The following is an 18,135-nucleotide window of genomic DNA, read 5'->3' as shown; positions in this document are numbered from 1 at the left end:
CTTGAGCGTTATTGTGTCGCTCGCCACCAGGTGATGTGGGCTTTTGCCGCTTTGCGCATGTTGATGAGATTGCCAATGCCGGTCCCTAAAACCGGTATACCGGGTACCACAGCGAGAACGGCCGCAAGAGCTACCCAAGGCGACTGTATAAGCGCGGTGGCAACGAAAAATATGAGGATCGCAGCGCAAATGATACCGCACCACTTAGCTTTGAATAGCGCGGTGTCATAAATCTGCTGCTTTGAGTAGCCAAGGGATGTTCCCCAGCGTGCTCCACATTGGGCGCACACTGCGGCAGATAAAGGTACTGGTGATTTGCAATGGCCACAGACGCCATCATGTGGCTGATCTTCGAATTTTTTCGCCACGACTAGATCCTTATGAGGTTGACGAAGTTTTAGGAGCCTGTACCTTTTTTGGGTACATTGCATATTGTACCAATAATAGGTACGATGCAAAAAGCCATTTCCTCCCATGACTATCGAAGACTCGTTGAATGGCTTAAACACGCTCGGCTAGCCCACGGCTGGAGCATGCGAGAATTGGCATCGAAAATTGACGAACCACACTCGTTTGTGCAAAAAGTCGAATGGATGGAGCGGCGCTTAGATGTGTATGAATTCGTTCAGTACTGCCGTGCGCTCGAAATCGATCCCCATGAAGCCCTAGATTTTTTTGATTAAAGCAACCTATTGTAGCGAATAATATATAGTTTATTACTACCATACCGTTATTCATAATAGATATTAGCTAATATTGGCGATATGCATAACCAGGTATGGCAATGCCTTTGCTCTAATCATCGGAGCTATTTTCCGGCACAGGCCCTCTTAAATCTAAAGAATTCCGTCAGATTTACCGCACGTTTGAGCATACAGCTCTCGGGGCGAGCGAAGCTGATGAAGTAATTCTGAGAGGATCTGCTCAGACAATGTTTTTCTTTGGAGAAGTAGGTTCGTCATGCTGTCGGTTGTTGGAAAGACATTCTCTGATGTAGCTTGGGAGCACAGTAACACCAGTGAGATTGCTGTCACAACTTCGGCATAATCTCTTCAATGGAGTATCATTCTGCCTTTAAAAACATCCATAGATCATTCAAGGAGTGCTTCAACATGAAGCTGGAATACAGAAATGGGGTAAGAATCACACAATTTGATCATGAGCTCTCACCGCTAGAAGCGGCGATGAGGCGCTTCCAGGAAAACATTGACGAACAACAACAGCTCGCCAACGAGCATTACGATAATTCAGTAGATCCAAAAAAAGAGGAAGCGCGCAAGAGCGCCCTAGCTTACCTGGCAATGGAGCGACAACAGCTGGCAACATTAGCCGGCTTGTACGAGCAATTAGAGGAATACCGCAAGCTCGAGAGTAAAGTTGTGAGCAAAGATAAAAAGACGGCGATACACGCGAGAGATGTAATGTTGACGGAAGAACACCATCCTACGGACGATTTAGAGATGTACATGCGTGCCGAGGGTGTGCCAAAACCCAGTTCGCAGCACACAGCTCACCATATCTGCCCTGGTAGCGGACGCTGGGAAAAAAATCTCATTCGCAATACCCGTATTCACATGCATTCCCATGGCGTAAGGATTAATGACCCTGCTAATGGAGTGTACCTGCTTCACAAAGACGACTATACCCCTCACTATTCGATGCCGAACTCGCGTGGTCATCTGACCTACCATACGCGAGAGTATGAAAAGCTTGTTGCCGGTCGGATAAGCACTCTACCGAGCCGGGATGTGATTAAAACGCAACTTCAGGTTATCGGGCGACTCCTACAACAAAATGAGCCAAAGGGTGCTTTCGCGAAAATGAGGGCGCTTCGATCATGAACAATATTTACGCAATCAGACGTGCTACAGATCCGTTTTACCGAGAACTGGAATTCGATGTCATGGACATTGCGCGCTACTCTCCGGACGATGTCCCCCTAGATGCGGTGACTCGCTTTTTCGAGCTTAATACAGCGATGAGTGATTGGTGGCAACCGATAAGGGCTCAGTTCTATGACGAAGCGGATGATCAGGATAAAGATATTCCAGACCTCTGTCCTTGGGTTGGGGCTACTTTGATTCTTTCTCCTAAGGCATTTCGTTTACTTGAAGACGCGCTTCGAAATGATGGGGAGTTCTTGCCGCTTCTCGTCGGGGATGAAGAGTATCAGCTGTTCAATTGTCTGAGTGTTGGAGTCGACGACCGAGAGGCGTCTGAGGTAGAAGTCGATGGTGATATCGAACTTTGGGTGAACAAACTGGCGACAGCTCCAGAAAATACCTCCCAAGTTGTTTTTAAATCAAAGCTTGAAAAGGGGAAAACGCTTTTCGCTGGCGATTTGTTCAAAACAGCGATCGAGGAGTTTGGTTTAAAAGGTTTAGCCTTTGATAAAAATTTAATTGAAAGTTTTGGATGATTTTGTGTTATGGAAGAGTGAACGCTGTTTATAAAACCAACAAGACCTTTAACGGGCGACGTAAAACTCGATCCGGTGGTTGTGGTTCGATAAAGTCATCGTTTTTCATTTGAGGGATCCTTTCTATTAGCTAGCGTGGGCTTAGCGATAATGGCTAAATAATGCTGAAAATGTCAGATTTGTGTGAGGTTAATGGGGGGCAATTGGATGATCGGCCGGAAATTGGCGCGCAGGGTGATCTTTGGTTGTCTGTATATATCGGTGGAGGGCTCATGCCTCATGTGATCTGACGAACGTATTGAAAGGACCCTATTCCCAGTGTGCCTGGCTAAATTATGTGCAGCTGCGACCGTGTTAGTATGTTTAACTAAGTCTTTAGTTTTAAGTCGTGTATTTATATGCTTAGCTATCTAAGTTATCGATGTATATTCGCTGATGGTGCATCTGGCAATCGAGCAGATATAATGATAATCAGTTGCATATAGCGGAAGTGGGTAAAGCGGACTACTTTTTAGTATCGTTATCGTAGATTACAAGCCTGATAGGGTACAAAACGGCGAAATTTAAATAAATATGAGTAGATCTCTTAACTTTGATAGCTCCGAATTCACTAGGAAGCCCGTTTCTCCTTTAAAAGAGATGGCGGCCTACGAATCACTTTGGATGGAAAAAGGTGCGACGTTCAAAACAATAGCCGACAAATTCAGAAGTTCTCCGGGAGTTCTTCCTTCTGAGCTGGTATCACAAAAGGAACTGTCTGAGATAGAAGAAGAGCTGCTTGAAAGAGTGGTTTCCTCTCAGTTTGGAAGATTTGGGGTTCGGCTAAACGGTGCGAATGAATATCCAGAAAAATTACGGGATGCGTTGAACCCCGTCGAGCTTTTTTATTATCAAGGCTGGTGGGATCTCATTAACACCCGATGTATAGCTGTAGTCGGTGCGAGAAAGGTCTCCGAAGATGGAGTTAAGAGAACACGAAAGCTGGTTAAGCACTTGGTTGCAGATGGCTTCACAGTGGTATCTGGTTTAGCAGAGGGAGTGGATACCGTTGCACACGAAACTGCTATTGAAAATGGAGGTAGAACGATTGCAGTAATTGGGACCCCCCTCTCAGAAGTCTATCCGAAGTTTAACAAGTCACTGCAAGAGGAAATCCGTAAAAATCATCTAATAATTAGTCAGGTGCCGTTTAAAAGATATTCAGCGCAAGATTATCGTTCAAATCGCTATTTTTTCCCGGAGCGAAACGTGACGATGTCTGCTTTATCTGAAGCAACAATCATTGTCGAAGCTTCTGACACATCTGGGACGTTATACCAAGCAAGGGCTGCTCTCAACCAGAATAGAAAACTATTTATCCTCGAAAGCTGCTTTAAAAATCCATCACTAAAGTGGCCAGAGAAGTATTTGAATAAGGGGGCGATCAGAGTCGCAGAATATAAGGACATTATCGAGCAGCTTAAATGATGAATAGCCGCCTAACGATGGTTGATGGACTAGACCGGCAAGATCATTTTTTTCTCAATGAAGAAGATGTATGTTACTACTATGGCGAATACACTGCGAGAAAGGGGTTTGGTTATAGCGAAACCAATCAAACCATATCTAATCTTAAAAAGTCCGTCGCAAAGAAAAGCGAATACGAATATAAATATAAAGAGCAGGCAATTATTAAAATTGCGAAATTGCTGGCCTCATCCATAAAGAACGGAAACGAATTTACTTTTGTTCCTGTACCTCCGTCGAAAGCAAGGGACCACGATCTATATGATGATCGTCTTTGTCAGATCTTGAAGCACTACGATTATTTAACGGGCAGTATTGATTGGCGAGAAATTGTATGCCAACAGACATCACTTGTTGCATCGCATGAAAGGCAAGATCGACCTACTCCTGAGCAGTTAGCCAATAATTACGTTGTGGATCAGGAAAAGTTGGCTGGGGTTAAAAACAATATTCTTATATTTGACGACATGCTGACTACTGGAAGTCATTATAAGGCAATGCAAAGTACGCTATCCAAATTCGCGCCTCACACAAAAATAATGGGGCTTTTCATCGCGCGGAGAGTACCGAATGCGGATGACTTATTCTGAATGGACGCGCTAGACAGATGTTGGAAAATTGTGGATTATTTGAAGTAGTAACGTTTAAAGGCGATCTCAATAATAAACCCGACTGGATGGATTTCTATTTTAGGTTGGGAATGGAGATACACAATTATCACGCGAAAGGATTAAAGACAAGATCAATAATAATTTGTCCGTCTGTTCACTACGTGGACCTTTTGGTTTCTTTCGGGTATTTGTTTGGGAAGTCTAGATATGCTGGTAGAGCCTCGGCTCTAAAGTTTGAAGATTTCGAAAATATGGAAGTTGGCACGCCACTGTTGTACCGTTCTGGTTCAAATGTGATTTCTACTCGTTTCGTTGACCTTGATATTTGTCACGACATGCTTTGTGTAAAAATCCAAATCCAAGACCCCAAAAAAGGAAATGGAATTCAATATGTGTTGGAACAAAGTTTGTCGGATTTGTCGCTTCAGTCCAACCCGGAAAGCTTAAGAATAGGAAAATCTTTAAAGGCCTTGAGTGAAGAGGTGTGTCGTGTTTTTGGGTCCGGATGTACAAACTTTATATCTGAACTTTATGATACTGTCGGTCTGGTCGGAAGTAAAAATGGCATTTTGGAAGAGTTGGACTCTTTGGAGTTTAAATCAGCTAAATTCAATGAAAGCCTAGAGTTTGCGAGTGTTTCGAGCTTGATACGACCTCAAAATATACCATTGTATGAGGATAGCCCTTTTTCATTTATCTACTCAGACGGTAAAGTTGGCTCTAGATCGCAACTAAACACTGAAGAAATCTTATGCTTTCGGGGCGCGAGTAAGTCACTAAAATTTTGGGATATGTTTCCCTGTGCATCAAAGGTATTTGTATCTGAAGCGGCAGAGATTCATTGTTCGACGCTAATAAAAAAATTTAATGAAGCATATACGGGGCGGAGTCAAACGGAGTTTGAGATTCCATTTTTTGCGCCAGATTCAATAATGTTTTCAGCATTCATAAGCCGATAGTGAAAAAGGATGGTATGTAGCTGTGTACTTGAATAAGCTTGATGCTCTCTACAGATATAACACCCATAAAAACGTGGAGTGGGTGTCGATAGAATTTGAAGAGCTGGCTCAGTTCATTAAGCTCGTAAGAGAACTTAAAATTCATTTGAATACCCATGGATTTCCGAACCCACATACAAAAAGATTACTGCATTTACTATTTGTTCTGAATAAGAGGTTTTCTTCATTCCCCCTACCTTTTTCAAATCGCGCTTATAATTTTGATGGAATTATTGAGCAAATCAAGAAGTACATGAATTTTTCAAGAAGGTCTTTGCCTAGCTTTGATGATAGCTTTCACCAAATCGATAAATTAATTGGCGCCATTCAAGTTAGCACTGTGCATCCGCTGATTAGATATATTCAAAACAATTATAGTCCTGATTGTCATCAAATTGTCATTTCATCGCCAAACATAAAGTCCGACGTACTGTCTTACTTCAAGAACTACATTGGAAATTATTCAATCCTAGGGGAGCGGGAAGTTGACGTTGCGACAGATAGTTCTATAGGTATTTATTTCGGACCGCCAAGGTATTTTACTTGTCATCCCGGTTTGATTCAGAAATACGAGAGAGTTGTATGCCTGGTAATGAATGCTCCCAGAGCCGCAATACCCGGGTTGCCTCGTTTAAGTGGATGTTCTAATCCCTGTCAATCAGAAGTCAAACAGGAACCGGTTGAGCTGAGCGAAGATGAAGTGACCATGGGCTTTGACGGAATTGGTGTCGACGCATTTTTAAGGCTAGGTACGAGATCGGATGACCCAATACACCAGCTTGAACAAGTTGAATGCTACGTTGTTATCTTAGGCGAAGATAAGTTTATTTTTACGCCATGTTCGCCCGAAAGCAAGCGATACTGTATTGTAGATCTTCACCTGCAGCCTAAAATGAAACGTATTCATCCTTTAGAATTTGACGAAGATACCGCAATATTACTGCGACGAAAGAAATCAGATGCGCAGATAAGCGAAATTGCCGACAAATTGATGGGCGACTCGTCCATTATGGCTAGAGAACTACAAGCAAAGTATAAGCTGGAATTGGTAAATAAAATTAAGTGCGTGGGCTTCCAGGCTATATGTGATTATTTGGGACAGAGGGGTTACGAGATAAACAATCAGAATCTCATCTACTTGTTATCAGAAAGCACAATCCGGCCCCAAGACGAAATGTACTTTAGATCCGTATTGAATTATTTGGGACTTCATTCAATATCGGATGACATTATCCATAATATGAACCTACTTAAGAGGGCGCACATTAAAGCTGGCCACCTTGTAAGCAGAGAATTGCGGCTGGCGGTTAACTCTGATCAGAATTGCAATGAAATAAAAATAACAATGCACAAACAATACGGACCACTAGCGCACGGGGTCGGGGTTTTAGATGCATTTAAATTTCGTAAGTTAATTGATACACCAATTTTTATAAATCGAAGTGAGGTCGGAAAAGTACATGATCTCCACCAAGTTTCTGATCTGTAAAAAAATATTAGCAAGGAATCATTCTTATGATTGAGGTTGCAAATGATCTTTACTCAAATGATTATTCGAGAACAAGAGATCAACTTGAAAATCATATTCGACAAGACCTTTTTGGTCCCCTTCCTGACGATACACCTCACAGAATAACCGAAGAGCTGAGCGAGGCTCCACTTCAGACCTATAAAGTTGGAATACTTTTTCCTCAGTCTCAGGTGGGTGGGTTGGAGCTTGATGCTGAATCGGAAAGTAATGCAAATGATGATGACTTGAGCTCAATTGTTAGTAGAAAGTGCTCAAAATCTATAGATGCTCGGATAAAGGATCTAGGCTCAGCTAATTCTACTGTCGAAGAATTCGATATTGAAGAGCTAGTTGATGCAAATATGGAGGATGTGAGCTTGTCCGGGTTGCATCGTCCTTCGAGCATATCCATTTCGTTCTATATAGATGAACTATCCGACGATAGTATTCTAAAGTTTGTGATTTCTGGCGGGCGCTATCAAAACGAAAAAGTTGAAAATATTCAGGTATGGAGGCGAACTCCAATCGAATTAAAGGCGCAGCTAAATGTCTCGGATCTTAAGAATAAAAAAAATGTATTCGATCTCCCATTAAATGGAGAGCTTGGAAATCTAAACATAAAACTTAAGGTGTATGCACGAAATACTTTGGCGGGAGGTAAACTTCTTACTGCAACTGTTGTAAATGACGTTGTATTTCATGATGGAAACACTTATGTGGAATACAATCGATCCTCGCTCTTTCAGACAAAACTAGAATTAAATGCGACTGATAGAGACTCATTACCATCAAGTATTATTGCTCCATATCCCAGCGTTGATATCTTTGAAAAGGATATTGAAGAAAAGTCTCTTGATCTACTGTATCGCCAGCACCAGACTTTTGGAATTGGGCACGGTTGCGCTGCTGATTGGAGTGGAAAAAATGAAGCAGTTTCGAAAATCAATAAGCTTTGGTCGACAGCTCTTCCTACTTTTGAAACTTGGGCCACAACTGCAGCGATCAAAAGAGATGATGGTTCCGAACTTAGTATAAATATGGCGGATCTAGCTAACGCGGCTACTTTTGGAGCTGGAATCGAAGATATATCGGAGATGATCGGTCTTTATAAGGCCTGGATTGATGACAGAAAAGTTGAAGCGCGTTCTCTAGATGTGAAATACGCCGAAGCCGCTGAATACAACTTAAACCACTGCAATGAATGCCTGAAAAGAATTATCGAAGGCTTTGATTTCATTTGTAATGATGAATTAGCAAGAGAAGCGTTTATTCTAGCGAACAAAGCAATTCTGCTTCAGCAGATACGAGGCTCAGACGAACCCCGAAAGCTTGAAATATCAGAAGATACCCAGCGTCGAGAGTTTGTTGGCGAGTTGTATGAGTCCGCTGAAGATTCTCTTCGTCGAAATTACAAAGGTAAGGGAAGGTGGCGCCCTTTTCAGATCGCCTTCATTTTAATGTCGATAATGTCAGCAGCGAAAAAAAGTCACCCGGAGCGGGAGTGTGTTGACCTTATTTGGTTCCCCACCGGTGGAGGAAAGACGGAAGCATATCTTGGTTTGCTGGCTTTTTATGTCTTTTACAGGCGACTATCCGATCCTCTTGATAGCGGTGTATCGGTATTTATGCGATACACCTTGAGGCTATTGACAGCGGACCAGTTTGATAGAGCCTCATCGTTGATATGTGCTATGGAATTTATTCGAAAGAATGAAGGTGTTGAACTCGGTGAAGAGGAGATCTCAATTGGTGTTTGGTTAGGTGAGTCTGTTACGCCAAACCATAATCCAGCCGCAAAAACGTTACTAAAAAAGCTGGTGAAGGGAGAGAAAAATGCAAAAAATCCGTTCGCCATTACTAAGTGTCCATGGTGTAACGCTCAGATCGGACAAATAAAACATAAGAATGAGTCTTACGTTGTTGGTTACTCTGAATTCGGCAATGGAATAAAAATACATTGTTCTGATGAGTTATGTGACTTCTCTAGCGGTTTGCCCGTTTACGTAGTTGACGAGGAGATCTACAAAAGGCGGCCGACGCTCGTTATTGGAACAGTGGACAAGTTTGCAAATGTAGCTTGGAATGCCAATGTCAGACATCTCTTTGGGTTGAATGAAAATGGGGATAGAGATTGTTCGCCTCCTGGTTTGATTATTCAGGATGAATTGCACTTGATCTCGGGTCCCTTGGGTTCCATGGTTGGTATTTATGAAACTCTGTTTGAGGAATTGTGTACGGATTACAGGGCATCCACTCCGTCAAAGCCTAAAATTGTATGTTCTACCGCTACTATCAGACGTTTTAAGGAGCAAATAAGGGCTCTTTATGGCAGAAAGAATTGCAGTCTTTTCCCACCCCAGGGATTGGAAGCCGGTGATTCTTTCTATGGTCGCTGGCTCGATCATTCAGAGCAGCGTGGTAGAAAGTATATGGGTATATATGGTGCCGGTGAATCCATCCAAACTATGCAAGTTCGAACGATGTCGATTGCTTTGCAAGGCATACACTTTACCTCAAATGATGATACTAAAGACCCTTACTGGACCTTGTTGGCGTTCTTCAACAGCTTAAGAGAGTTGGGAACAACTATTACGCTTTTCCAATCCGATATCCCTACCCGAATAAATCAATTAAGACGGAAACAGCAGCTTAGATTTGAGGATATGAGGCCGCTCAGCAGTGAAGTACTGGAGCTCACTAGCAGGCTTCAGAGTGAGAAAATATCGGAAGTCAGGCAGAAATTGAAAAATGTTTATAAGCCTGGAGAAAAAAATTGGGATGTTCTAGACGTATGCTTGGCTTCAAACATTATCGAAGTGGGCATTGATATCAGTCGTCTTTCCCTCATGACAATCGTTGGTCAACCAAAAACAACTGCTCAATACATACAGGTTTCTGGGCGAGTAGGGAGAACTCCAGAAAAGCCTGGGTTAGTACTAACGATTTATAGTGGCGCCAAACCTAGAGATAGATCGCATTTTGAAAGATTTAGACCATACCACGAACGTTTGTATCAACAAGTTGAACCGACTAGTGTTACGCCATTCAGTGTGCCGACTATAGAGAGAGCATTGCACGCTATATTAATTGGGTATATACGGCAGTATTCCAGTCAAAATCTTTCTTCTTACCCTGTACCTAGAAGTATGGTTGGAGAATTTAAACAGATTTTAAAGTCAAGAATTTACTCAATTTATGAAGATATGTCTGATGCAGAATTAAATTATTCAGCGTCTTGCAAATATCTCGACGAATTTGTTGGTGATTGGGAAAGGAATAAAACCAAAGCTTGGGAGGCAAAAAACGAGGAAGTTGGGCTCATGTATAGAGCTTCAGAAATGGTTCCTTATATTGTCAGAAGAGTTGGAAGAAAAACGCCAACATCCATGCGGAATGTAGACCTCGAGTGTCGAGGAGCCATGGCCTATTTTAATCCGATGAATGAGATAGAGTGAAAATGAGCTTCCAGAAAACTACTTTAAGACAAGGGCAGCTAATTCAACCATTCGGTCCGGGAGCAATTCATGTTTCTAGTAATGGAAATTCATTAATTACTGCTGGATTAGATTACTGGTTTCATGCAGCATACTGTGATGAAGGAAATATTTGCCAGAGCGATTTTGAAATTGAAGAGCGGCGACTTAAAAAGATCCTTCAGGTCGATGCATTTTATTCGCCTCCAGATTACAGAAAGAAGAGTAAATGGGGTGGTGGAACAACAAATATCAATATTACAATTCCTGTTTTTCGGTTTCCAGCAACACATCGATGTAAGCGTTGCAGCAAGCTTATCAGTATAAATTCGGACAGTGGAGAGTTTGTTAAGTGCGCGAGGTGTGATAGGTATTCTGCAGTGCCTGTACCTTTAATTGCCATTTGTGATGCAGGTCATGCTCAAGAGTTTCCTTGGTACGAATGGGTACATGGTTCAACAGGTTCGAATTGTACCCGTGACAATCTTTATTTATTAGAGAAAGGTATGACTGGCCTTGGTGGTATGGTTGTCGAGTGTCGGGATTGTAATAGAAGCCGTCCGCTGTCGAAGGTAACTTCTGCGACAGATCGAGAACATACTCATCTCAGTGATAATTTAAACGTAAACGGACCACCTTACGTATGTAATGGAAGTAAGCCTTGGCTGGACATTGAAATTTCTGAGGGGGGATGTGGAAGGCCTCTTCGAGCCTCGCTTAGAAGTGCCGGCAATTTATATTTTCCGGTGATCAAATCTGCCTTGCATTTACCTTCTCCAAAATATGCAAAATCATTGCAAAAGTTGTTTCTTGATCCGCACTTTACGTCAAATTTGGATTTATTAAATGGGATAGAGCTAAACGACTGTGCAGAGAGGTTGAGGAAAATATACCCTGAGCTTCGTGAGGTGGATGATCTAGAGATAACGCTTTCGTTAAAAGAATACTATGATGATTGCTCAAGCTCATCTCCCAATTCTGCCGATCCAGTTAGTCAAGATATTGAGTTGGTGGTTCGTGAAGAAGAATATAAAACCTTTCTCTCTTCCTGGGATACAGAAGAGCTGAAGCTCAAGAATAAAGATATTAGTGAGTATGACGAAATCATTTCAGATTACTTTGATGCTGTCACCTTACTTGAGAAAATTCGAGAAACGCGCGTTTTGTCAGGGTTTACAAGAGTATACCCTGAGCATGGCCAGACGGTTGCTGAGTTGCAAGATTTGTTGTGGGGCGAGCTTCCAAAAGAAGGCAAACGTTGGTTGCCCGCTCAAATAATATATGGCGAAGGTATATTTCTGGCCTTAAATAAACAGAGATTGCTCGAATGGGAATCGAGGAAGGAAGTGATAGAGCGAGCGACTTTATTGTCTAATAATTACATACGAGCACAAGCTGAAAGGGGCTTTAACGTTTCCGCTATTTCACCCAGGTTTATCTTGCTTCATACTTTGGCACACATTCTTATCAATCAGCTAACGTACGAAGCTGGATATAGTTCAGCATCCTTGCGCGAACGGCTTTATGTCTCTAGTGAATTAGATATGCAAGGCTTGGCCATTTACACTGCTGCGGGTGATGCCGACGGAACATTAGGTGGATTGGTGAAGCTAGGAAACCCAAAATTTTTGGGTGGTATTTTAAAAAACGCGTTGAACAAAGCGATGTGGTGTTCGGCTGATCCTGTTTGTATGGAAGTTGGCTCTAAAGTGGGCCAAGGTCCTGATAACTGTAATTTAGCATCGTGCCATAGCTGCGGCTTGTTACCAGAAACTGCTTGTGAACATTTCAACCGGTTTCTGGATCGGGGGTTGTTGATTGGCTCCGAGGCGGAGCCTGGAATTGGGTATTTTAATTTGGAAGGCTATTCCTGAATGAAGCGTAAATAATTTTTAATACTTTTCGCGACCGAATTTGCCATTAGGAAAGGGACTCCGTTGCCAATTGTTTTAAACATGTTTGTTAAAGACATGGCTTCTGGCAATGCGAAGGACCTAGGCATTGATTGAATAGCAAGCGATTCTGCAGCAGATATTCTTCTTGCCCTATAAGGATGTAGGTGCACCTCATTGTTGCCATATGCTGCTGTGGGCGAATATCGCCATCTGTGTAGTCTTTTATAAGACTTACCAGAAACACAACCTTCTTTGATTTCAAAAAACCTATTATTCCCGACTGTTGGTTTAAAATGGTGTTTTGAATTTGGATGACTCTCCACTTGATTATTTTGAAACCAGTGTTCAACAGTTAGTTTTTCAATAATTCCTTCGGGAGATGATAAACCTGCGTAACCAGTAAAATCTCTTGTGCTCGGCCAGCTAGTTTTCCTAATCTCATTTAGAGAAAATTTGGCATATGCTCTGGTGTTTAGGGATTTAATTTCATGATAGCTTTTATACAAAGTTTCTGTGTCAGGGTTTTCGATTGCATCCTTTCTTGCCAGTGTTCGTTTAATACCAAAAAATAATACTCTCTCCCTATCCTGCGGAACGCCAAACTCTAGCGCGTTAACGACGTCATAATTGATTATGTAGCCTTTACTTTTAGTTTTTTCCATTAGCTTGTCGAAGAATTCGCGATGCTTTTTCGTTTTAAACAATCCTTCGACATTTTCGAATAAAAACCAATCTGGCTCGCACTCGGTTATCAGGTCAAAATATACGTTTGTTAGTCGACCATTCTCTCCCTTGAAACCCTTGTGCTTCCCGGCATTGGAAAAATCGGGGCAGGGAGGTCCACCGATAAAGCCGGTATGAAATCCATTTCTCTTACATTTTCTAAGGTTTGATTTTAGCGTTTCAATAACATCCTCTGACTCCAAGATAGATTCGATACATGTATCGGAGTATCCGAACTCTGGGATTTTGTTATTCCGTGTGTACTTATAGGCATCAAGAAACGGTTTGAAAATTTCATTCACGAATACGATCTCAAACCCGGCCTTTTCAAAACCAAAGTCGAGAAATCCGCTACCAGAAAAAAAAGAGAATACTTTCGACTCTTTCAATTTTCGTACCTTGTTTTTTTACACATGCAAATTCAGCTCTGATTGATGTGACTACAAATGAATGTCATCTTTAATATCTATATAGTTTACTAGTTCTCCCAGGTATTCCGGGGGTTTGTTTATTTTTGGATCAATGGCTATGCGATGAAAATTGATAAAATATTTGGATAATGGAGCTCTGAGGGTAAATACCCGTTCACGCTCTCCCATTAACGAATTCCTTTCGTAGATTGATTTCATTTTATCATCCAAATCTCGATGAGCCCTTATAATCAAGTTAACATGATTGTCCCAGATAAGGTCTTTCGGGATTTCGAAAGTTTGGTTCTGGAGCTGTTCGCATTTATAAACTTTATTGAGTTCCAAGCACTGAAACTGTTTGTGCGATTGGCTCCATATCCTCACTACCCAGCCTGCATCTGTGTTGGCGATTGATCTTGCGTAAATTATATCTTCATTAAATGTATTTATAGTCGATGCGTAGACCGCTTTTAATGGGGTGCTGTCTATGCACGCTTTTCGTATACAAGAAAAAAGGTTAGGAGGCGGTTCGAGAAATTGTGTCCTCGCATCTTCTATCCATCCTTCATTTTCCTCGTAATTTCTGATGATGGCCAAATACTCCTCAATAGGAGGAATGGCCCCCAGTTGAGCTGTGTTCGACAATACCCACTTTTTGTCCTGAGTATCGATGTTCAAAAGGCTTGGGTTTAGCTTGCGAAACTCACTGATCGATCTGCTCGCCTGAACGCTGGCAACATTCAAGAGGCTCTGAACCCTCTGATTTTTGAGCTCACCTTCCCAATACAAGATTGAGCTAAGCCTTTGTAACCGTTGATCTCGTTGGTTGTTCGTGTTGGCCATCGATAGCACGCGCTTATCAAATAAGATAAAAACAGCATAAAATATAAATATATCATAGATGATAATATATACAAATAGCGTCGGGTTGCTGGTTTCAACTTTTGTTTTCTAAGTATCTTTGGGGTAGTCAGAGTAAGCTCAGGGGGAGTTCGGAAGAATTGTTTCGCTTTTTCGTTGAAGGGAAGTTGTGCTTTATTTGTTGAGGCATGGATGGAAATGCGCCGGCCAGTTCTGTTGAGCGACGCATTTCCATCATTGTGTTTGAACAGTGGATGGTCATGTTGGCTGTGGCGGCAGGACTTACCTGGAACCCAGTGAACCCTTTATCAATTGCGGCTCCCCATTTGTCCAGGGCGCGCGCTTTTGAGTCTAAATAGCTTTCTTTATTCAACATAAGGAAAATTTAACTTAAAACAAAAATATAACAATCATATGATTATATATAATGTCAAATATGACGCATTAATTAGGTATAGACCATCCTGTGTCTATGGTCGTGGCGCATTCAGAACGAAAATCCAGCGTTAGCCTGGAAGGGGCAGCCTGCAAGAAAGCTGTGTAATTGACTCTGTAGGGTGAGAATTCTCTAAATGCAAGAGCGTGTACTATTCAAATCGATGCGGATTTGGTGTACCCGGCCTCTATCTGCTTTAGAGCATGCCATTTTCCAGCCTTTAAGCGCGTACTTACGCAGTGTTTGAAGTCCTGCGGAAAATGAGGGCCTTTTTGAAGTGCCTGTGTCGATTGCAAAAATGGCGTGCAGCAACAACAATTGTCTCAATCGCTGCTCTGGCAGTTTTACCGTAGGAGTGATCAGATCAAACCGGAATGGGTGGTCAGGTAAATCCGAAACTTTGCGCAAAACGGACCAGCACCTGAGGTACGTATCGCTGTGATTCCAGATTCGGTATATTTGATGCGAATGAGTTTTTTCAACGAGTTACTAAAAGGGACTCGCTGCTCTCGAGTCTTGAAGTTATTTGCTCTTATCGCTGGCCACCCCGGGCGCTCCGCAGACTCCATTACATGTTTAACGACAGGGGGGGCTCATACCCGGTCATTGACCAGTATATCCACAGTATAAATTCTGGTCAATCGCGTTCTTCTGCCGAGCATAGCCAAAATAGCTCTCGAAACCTAAGAGGGGAATTGCGAGCCACTTCATTGAGAGTTGCGAGATATTAAAAAAGTGCCGAGTACTACTTTGTTTTGTGCTGCTGGCATTGACTTCGTGACCGGGGAAGGCGAGAAACTCCGCAGAGGCACGTCGGTACATTGGAATGATAACGTCAAAAAAGCGCGGCATCAGAACTTGTTCGATTACAGCCCCTGACCGGTACCGGTGGTACGTTTTTCAAATTGTGACAACGTCGATCAGGGGTCGCTGGAATTGCTGGATATAGCGGTTTTTGCTGAGTCCGGAGTCTTCCTTAGCCCCTTGGAAAAGAATGTGCTTGAAGGGCGCCATCGCCTTTGCGTCGTGCTCGACGATATCTTTTTCGTACAGCAGATAGAGCAACTTATCCGCCCATCCATGACTGCGGCTGTGGCGCGCTAGGCGCTGATAGAGCTCCCGCGCATAGCCCGACCACGCTGCGCGATCGCCATCTTCATAGATAGCAGAAAGCAGGGCATGGCCACTGCTGTTTTTGGCGTAGCCAGCCCGCACTTTCTTCCAGTTGGCGCGATCGTTGTAAGGCTCCGCCCACACGGTCTCCACTGAACCTGGATTGATACCATCGATCAGGGCTTCCAACCGATCACCCTCCAACAGATCCGGGAAAATCGGGCAGAGCATGCCGTAGGTCGGAATACCAGCCTCCTGGAGCTTGTGCAGCGCTTTCAGGCGCGCACTAGGTAACGATGTGCCACGCTCAATGCGTCGAGCCCAGGCGTCATCCAGTGAGCCGATGGAAAGTCCCACCGTAAACCGCCCTGGCCAGCGCTGGAAAAACGTAATCCAGCTTTTTGAGCCAACGGTGGAGTTTTTGGTGAGCACGCGGATACGGAAGCGGGTTCTCTCGAGCAGCATCTCCAGGGCCTTTTGGGTGATGCCGTTTTTTACGAGATAAGGAGAAAAGCTATCCGTGAGCATGGAGAACATCAGTGTGCTGTCGGTGCCCCAATCTTTGGATTTTCCTGAGAGTTGTTCAGACAATCGTTCAAGAACGTCCGGCCAAACAAACATCAGGCCAGGATCTTGCGCCGGCAGCAAGTCCTGCCCCAACTGGTCGTGCGTGTTTTCGAGAAATCGTTGCCGATTGATGCGCAGATAGCTGCCGGCATTGCTCGAGCAATACGAACAGCCAAAACTGCATAACCCCATTAAATCCAGTTTGTAGTCACTCAGTCCCTTTTTGCCAAATCCCGGACTGCGCACGATGGGGGTCTTGATGCTATCAATTTCGACAACGTGCTTATCAGATCGCGACATGATTGCTCTCTATGCTGTTTATATACACGGCAGATGGTTAAATACGCAGTAAACACAAGCTTGTTTTTTGCAGCTATTTATTGGCTGCCCCCAACGCTTCTAGTTTCATCAGGCATGCCTCTAGCGTCGATTACGCCGCCGGTCTGCCATTATCTGCCAATTGTAGGTCAAGCCAACACTCGAGTGATTTGGGGTAGTAGTGTTGAGAATATATTATTTTCTATATGAATCAGAGAGTTAACCATGACTAATTATGGGTGAAAGACCTTGCGGTACAGTCATGTTATGGGTTAACAGCGCTAATTTGTGCCCTGCTATGTCCAATACTCGAACAATTGTGGGGTTGCTTCTGACAAGATACGGGTGATTTCGACCGGCAAATTATGGGTGAATCCACATGAGCGGGGTTTTTTTATGTCTGTGTACAGCGGTGGTTTAGAATCACCGCGGTTCGACAAATTGCGACCGCAGGAGCAATTTGCCACGAGCGCAAAGCGCGAGCCCGCAGGGTCGCAACGCCCCCTAGGGTGATGCGATGCTTCCGCCATGCGAAAGGCTGGCAGGTTGCGATGAATTTGCTAGTGTTCGAATTGCGAAAACCCCGCTCATTTGAGCGGGGTTTTTTTATGTCCGTGCACATCGGCGGGTTACTAAACGCCGGGAGCGTTTTGGTCCACCTTTAGGTGCCCGAAGGGGCAGGTGCAGGGATGCACCTGAGACAACACCACCGCGGTTCGACAAATTGCGACCGTAGGAGCAATTTGCCACGAGCGCAAAGCGCGAGCCCGCAGGGTCGCAACGCCCCCCAGGGCGGTGCGATGCTTCCGCCATGCGAAAAGCTGGCAGGTTGCGATGAATTTGCTAGTGCTCTAGTTAGGCAAACCCTGCTAAGTTGAACAATGCTTCCGCCATGCGAAAAGCAAGCAGGTTGAGATAAAATCGCTAGCGCTCGAATTACAAACTACCCGCTTAAACGAGCTGGCTTTTTTGCTGCGCCCTGCTGGCGCGGACCGATTTTTTCAGTCCTGATATCGAGGCGCGGCCCCTCCTTTACCAAGTGCTCCCAGTCTCCAACTGCTGATGATCCACCTTTGACCGAGTTGTCCCAGTCTCCAACCACCGATGACCCGCCATTGACCGAGTTGTCCCAGTCTCCAACCACCGATGACCCGCCATTGACTGAGTTTCCCCGGGCTACAGTCGCGGGTGACCAGGCATTGACTGAGTTGTCCCAGTCTCCAACCACCGATGACCCGCCTTTGACCGAGTTCTCCCGGTCTTCAACCACCGATGACCCGCCTTTGACAGAGTTC

At 43.7% G+C, this 18,135-nt stretch carries 15 protein-coding genes; 9 read left to right on the top strand and 6 right to left on the bottom strand.

What is annotated here, in order from left to right; translation table 11 throughout:
• Positions 1 to 8: 8 nt before the first annotated feature.
• Positions 9 to 368, bottom strand: coding sequence for a hypothetical protein (locus tag TERTU_RS18405; protein WP_015819648.1), 360 nt, complete (start codon positions 366 to 368; stop codon positions 9 to 11).
• An 84-nt stretch (positions 369 to 452) separates the two neighbouring features.
• Here TERTU_RS18405 and TERTU_RS18400 point away from each other — a divergent pair, with 84 nt between their 5' ends.
• From TERTU_RS18400 to drmB, 9 genes are all read left to right on the top strand, one after another.
• Positions 453 to 683: a helix-turn-helix domain-containing protein gene (locus TERTU_RS18400; RefSeq protein ID WP_041590456.1), complete on the top strand. Its 231-nt coding sequence runs from the start codon at positions 453 to 455 to the stop codon at positions 681 to 683.
• Positions 684 to 1,112: 429 nt separating this feature from the next.
• Positions 1,113 to 1,841 (top strand): AHH domain-containing protein, encoded by a 729-nt coding sequence (locus TERTU_RS18395; RefSeq protein WP_015817853.1) that lies wholly within the window; start codon positions 1,113 to 1,115, stop codon positions 1,839 to 1,841.
• Positions 1,838 to 2,419 carry a hypothetical protein gene (locus tag TERTU_RS18390; RefSeq protein WP_012779322.1) on the top strand — a complete coding sequence of 194 codons (582 nt, stop codon included), beginning with the start codon at positions 1,838 to 1,840 and terminating at the stop codon, positions 2,417 to 2,419. Before TERTU_RS18395 ends, TERTU_RS18390 begins: the two co-directional genes overlap by 4 nt.
• A gap of 573 nt (positions 2,420 to 2,992) precedes the next feature.
• A complete protein-coding gene (locus TERTU_RS18385; protein WP_015818222.1) occupies positions 2,993 to 3,886 on the top strand; it encodes a DNA-processing protein DprA in 894 nt (297 codons plus the stop codon).
• Entirely contained in the window at positions 3,883 to 4,515 is a 633-nt protein-coding gene (locus TERTU_RS18380; RefSeq protein WP_041590323.1) for a hypothetical protein, read from the top strand. Before TERTU_RS18385 ends, TERTU_RS18380 begins: the two co-directional genes overlap by 4 nt.
• 272 nt (positions 4,516 to 4,787) lie before the next feature.
• Positions 4,788 to 5,495 carry a hypothetical protein gene (locus TERTU_RS18375; RefSeq protein ID WP_143876300.1) on the top strand — a complete coding sequence of 236 codons (708 nt, stop codon included), beginning with the start codon at positions 4,788 to 4,790 and terminating at the stop codon, positions 5,493 to 5,495.
• A gap of 28 nt (positions 5,496 to 5,523) precedes the next feature.
• On the top strand, positions 5,524 to 7,023 hold the full coding sequence (locus TERTU_RS18370; protein ID WP_143876299.1) for a hypothetical protein: 1,500 nt from the start codon (positions 5,524 to 5,526) through the stop codon (positions 7,021 to 7,023).
• A gap of 26 nt (positions 7,024 to 7,049) precedes the next feature.
• Positions 7,050 to 10,499 carry a helicase-related protein gene (locus TERTU_RS18365; protein ID WP_015820162.1) on the top strand — a complete coding sequence of 1,150 codons (3,450 nt, stop codon included), beginning with the start codon at positions 7,050 to 7,052 and terminating at the stop codon, positions 10,497 to 10,499.
• 2 nt (positions 10,500 to 10,501) lie between these two features.
• Positions 10,502 to 12,391, top strand: a complete 1,890-nt coding sequence (drmB, locus tag TERTU_RS21875; protein WP_012779330.1) for a DUF1998 domain-containing protein — start codon at positions 10,502 to 10,504, stop codon at positions 12,389 to 12,391.
• Here the strand turns inward: drmB and TERTU_RS18350 are convergent.
• The 5 genes from TERTU_RS18350 to TERTU_RS22060 all read right to left on the bottom strand — a co-directional run bounded on the left by TERTU_RS18350 (position 12,382) and on the right by TERTU_RS22060 (position 18,110).
• Positions 12,382 to 13,524, bottom strand: coding sequence for a DNA cytosine methyltransferase (locus TERTU_RS18350; RefSeq protein ID WP_015820477.1), 1,143 nt, complete (start codon positions 13,522 to 13,524; stop codon positions 12,382 to 12,384). The genes drmB and TERTU_RS18350 overlap by 10 nt on opposite strands.
• Before the next feature lie 51 nt (positions 13,525 to 13,575).
• Complete coding sequence (locus TERTU_RS18345; protein WP_015817335.1) at positions 13,576 to 14,388, bottom strand: BrxR family helix-turn-helix transcriptional regulator; 813 nt, start codon at positions 14,386 to 14,388, stop codon at positions 13,576 to 13,578.
• Between the two features lie 127 nt (positions 14,389 to 14,515).
• Positions 14,516 to 14,782, bottom strand: coding sequence for a hypothetical protein (locus tag TERTU_RS21870; RefSeq protein ID WP_143876297.1), 267 nt, complete (start codon positions 14,780 to 14,782; stop codon positions 14,516 to 14,518).
• A gap of 960 nt (positions 14,783 to 15,742) precedes the next feature.
• On the bottom strand, positions 15,743 to 16,822 hold the full coding sequence (locus tag TERTU_RS18335) for a radical SAM family protein (protein ID WP_015819752.1): 1,080 nt from the start codon (positions 16,820 to 16,822) through the stop codon (positions 15,743 to 15,745).
• 961 nt (positions 16,823 to 17,783) lie between these two features.
• Positions 17,784 to 18,110, bottom strand: a complete 327-nt coding sequence (locus TERTU_RS22060) for a hypothetical protein (RefSeq protein ID WP_015819173.1) — start codon at positions 18,108 to 18,110, stop codon at positions 17,784 to 17,786.
• Positions 18,111 to 18,135: the final 25 nt, after the last annotated feature.

This window comes from Teredinibacter turnerae T7901 (genome assembly GCF_000023025.1).
GTDB classification, from domain to species: Bacteria; Pseudomonadota; Gammaproteobacteria; order Pseudomonadales; family Cellvibrionaceae; genus Teredinibacter; species Teredinibacter turnerae_B.
Note: the sequence above shows the minus strand (reverse complement) of the source record. Positions and strands in the feature narration are given on the sequence as shown.

Excerpts from the sequence above, each read along its gene's own strand:
- TERTU_RS18400 (WP_041590456.1), top strand. The coding sequence starts at position 453 with ATGCAAAAAGCCATTTCCTCCCATGACTATCGAAGACTCGTTGAATGG.
- TERTU_RS18395 (WP_015817853.1), top strand. The coding sequence starts at position 1,113 with ATGAAGCTGGAATACAGAAATGGGGTAAGAATCACACAATTTGATCAT.
- TERTU_RS18390 (WP_012779322.1), top strand. The coding sequence starts at position 1,838 with ATGAACAATATTTACGCAATCAGACGTGCTACAGATCCGTTTTACCGA.
- TERTU_RS18385 (WP_015818222.1), top strand. The coding sequence starts at position 2,993 with ATGAGTAGATCTCTTAACTTTGATAGCTCCGAATTCACTAGGAAGCCC.
- TERTU_RS18380 (WP_041590323.1), top strand. The coding sequence starts at position 3,883 with ATGATGAATAGCCGCCTAACGATGGTTGATGGACTAGACCGGCAAGAT.
- TERTU_RS18375 (WP_143876300.1), top strand. The coding sequence starts at position 4,788 with ATGGAAGTTGGCACGCCACTGTTGTACCGTTCTGGTTCAAATGTGATT.
- TERTU_RS18365 (WP_015820162.1), top strand. The coding sequence starts at position 7,050 with ATGATTGAGGTTGCAAATGATCTTTACTCAAATGATTATTCGAGAACA.
- drmB (WP_012779330.1), top strand. The coding sequence starts at position 10,502 with ATGAGCTTCCAGAAAACTACTTTAAGACAAGGGCAGCTAATTCAACCA.
- TERTU_RS18345 (WP_015817335.1), bottom strand. The coding sequence starts at position 14,388 with ATGGCCAACACGAACAACCAACGAGATCAACGGTTACAAAGGCTTAGC.
- TERTU_RS21870 (WP_143876297.1), bottom strand. The coding sequence starts at position 14,782 with ATGTTGAATAAAGAAAGCTATTTAGACTCAAAAGCGCGCGCCCTGGAC.
- TERTU_RS18335 (WP_015819752.1), bottom strand. The coding sequence starts at position 16,822 with ATGTCGCGATCTGATAAGCACGTTGTCGAAATTGATAGCATCAAGACC.